This window comes from Rahnella sp. P4_A8, from assembly GCF_056402435.1.
The window spans coordinates 1-2,847 of the sequence record NZ_JBFUHK010000152.1; the positions used below are offsets into that span (position 1 = coordinate 1).

2 protein-coding genes and 1 pseudogene are annotated in these 2,847 nt (G+C 48.8%); all 3 read right to left on the reverse strand.

All coding sequences use genetic code 11. The features are described from left to right. Nucleotides 1–547, reverse strand: a 547-nt coding sequence (locus AC1DUO_RS23985; RefSeq protein ID WP_477989094.1) for a type II secretion system F family protein, incomplete at its 3' end; no start/stop codon positions are given. Continuing rightward, the gene (gene gspE, locus AC1DUO_RS23990; protein ID WP_126124055.1) at nt 544–2,070 is read right to left on the reverse strand and encodes a type II secretion system ATPase GspE; all 1,527 of its coding nucleotides are present in this window, start codon (nt 2,068–2,070) and stop codon (nt 544–546) included. The genes AC1DUO_RS23985 and gspE, both read right to left, overlap by 4 nt. Nucleotides 2,071–2,073: 3 nt before the next feature. After that, a pseudogene (locus AC1DUO_RS23995) lies at nt 2,074–2,847 on the reverse strand (type II secretion system protein GspD); the annotation flags it as partial.

The following is a 2,847-nucleotide window of genomic DNA, read 5'->3' on the forward strand; positions in this document are numbered from 1 at the left end:
GAATGGCAATGATGGTGAGCATGGCCGGGTAAATCATGGCTTGCGACAACTTGCTTTTGATTTGCTGGCGGATTTCATAATAATCCGCCATTTTTTCCAGTACGGTGCCGAGTTGTCCGGTTCGTTCACCTGCCGTGACCAGTGTTCTGAACATCGGATCAAATAGGCGAGGAAAATCAGATAATGCATCGGCTAGCGTATGTCCCTCCACCACTTTGTTACGCACAGCGGTCAGCACTTGCGTGAGTCCAGCGTGCTCGGTTTGGCGGGCAATAACGGCAAGTGCGGCTTCTACGGGCAGGGCTGCATTGGTTAATGTGGCGAGCTGACGTGAGAATAGTGAAATGGCATGTGAAGGGACACGCGTTTTCAATCCTTTATTTTTACTATTTAGAGTTGTCAGCGAGTTGCCCACCTGCTTTATTTCAAGAAGCGTTAAACCCCGCTCGCGGACAATCTGGCGCGCCAGGCGGAGAGAATCGGCATCAATTACTCCTCGCTGCGTCTTGCCCGTCGGGGTGATTGCATGAAAGGCGAAGCGGCTCATGAGGGCGTTCCCCGTGTCGCTATCTCTTGTTCGGCAGTAACTCTGATCACTTCTTCCAGCGTAGTCTCGCCGCTAATGGTTTTAAGCAGTCCATTTTCCCGCAAGCTTCGGGCAGTTTTGCGATGAATGTTCTCAATGGAAAATTCATCCTGATTCTCATGAATAGCCTGACGTATAGCGTTATCAACAACCATGCATTCGTGGATAGCCACCCTGCCTTTATAGCCCGTGAAATGGCATTGAGAACATCCGACGGCTTTAAAAACAGTGGCTGGTGGTTCAGGCAGAAAGTGGAATAAAGGAATGTGAGACACATCTAACGGGGACTGTCGGGTACAATGCGGGCAAAGGCGTCGCACGAGTCGCTGAGCCACCACGCCTAATAATGAGGAGGCGAGAAGGAAGGGCTCCAGACCCATATCCCGTAAACGGGTAATGGCACCGACGGCACTATTTGTATGCAATGTTGACATCACCAGATGGCCGGTCAGTGAAGCCTGCACCGCGATTTGAGCTGTTTCATTGTCGCGGATCTCACCGACCATGACTACATCCGGGTCCTGACGCAAAATCGCCCGCAAACCGAGCGCAAATGTCATTTCTACACGGGGGTTAACTTGCGTTTGCCCCACGCCCTCCAGTTCATACTCAATCGGGTCTTCGACAGTAAGAATGTTACGCTCGTTATTGTTGAGTGCAGAAAGAACTGCGTACAGAGTCGTGCTTTTACCTGAACCGGTCGGCCCGGTGACCAGAATGATCCCGTGAGGTTTACGGATTAATGCCGATAGCTGTTGTTCGTCCTGTGGAGACAGACCAAGTTGTGGAATCTCAAGACATAAATTATTTTTATCCAAAAGGCGCATCACCACACGCTCACCATATTGAGCTGGAATGGTCGATACGCGGATATCAATCGCCCGGTGACCGATACGTAACGAAATGCGACCATCCTGAGGTAAACGTTTTTCAGCGATATCCAGTTTCGCCATCACCTTGATGCGCGATACCAAGAACGGTGCCAGCTTGCGAGCCGGTTGCAGGATTTGCCGTAAGACGCCATCGATACGAAACCGAATACTGAGCATGCGTTCGAAGGTTTCGATATGGATATCCGAAGCACCCTCTTTGACTGCTTCAGAAAGCACCGCATTAATAAGACGGATGATCGGCGAATTTTCATCACTGGCCAGTAAGTCTTCGTTATCAGGTAATTCCTCAGACAAAGACAGAAGATCGACCTCGTTATCGATATCATCAATGATTTGTTGTGACTCGCCGCTGCTACGCTGGTAGGTTGCTGATAACTTTTCATCGAACAATGTCGTTTCCACTATTTCGACCGCCGTTATTTCACCCATGATCCGACGTACTTCGAGCAGTGTTTCCACTGAAATGTCCTGTCGGCAAAAAAGCACGTTATCAAGCAGCGTTACGCCTTTTTGTTTGGCGTAGGTATAAGGCAGAACAGGGGAGGCTTGTTCCACAACGGGTCTATATAGCACTTCGTTATCACTGTTCATGGCTTATCCACTAAACGGATTACGAGGTTTGCCGTCATCAGGCGTGGTGGATATGGATGCTTTTGGCACATTGTTCCCAGGATAGTCAGGCAAAATAGAACGAGTATTTGGCGTGAGCAGATCCTGATGGTCCTCATCCTGACGCGTTTTTTGAATTTTTTGAAAGTGCGAATATTTCTTATTGGAAATGGAAGAGTAAACCTCATCATCACGAATAATGGTCGGCCTGATAAACACCATCAGATTACGTTTTGCTGATTCAGTGCTGGTATAGCGGAACAAATTGCCTATCCACGGAATATCACCCAACAGAGGAACTTTGGATTTGGTTTCTTTGGTACTGTCATCCAGCAAACCGCCCAGGACTACAGTTTCACCCGTACGAACCAGCACGGCATTGGAAATGGTTCGGGTATTGAAGGTCGGGCCAAGACTAGAGTTAGTTGAAGTATCAACGCTGGAAACTTCCTGTTCGATTTCCATCAGCACAGAGTCACCTTCATTGATCTGCGGAGTGACCTTTAATTTTGTGCCGACGGTTTTGTAAACCACGCTGCTATAAATGTTATCGCCAGATGTGGTTTGTGAGCCGGACAGGGAGGGGACTTCCTGACCGACGTTGAATGAGGCTTCTTTATTATCGAGAGTGACAATGCTTGGGGTAGCAAGAATATCGTTTTTATTACTGGTGGATAACGCAGTGAGTAAGACGTTCCAGTCACCGCTAAAGAAGCCTGCGGTCATGCCATTGAAGGTCTGCAAAGTGCTGCTCAGAGG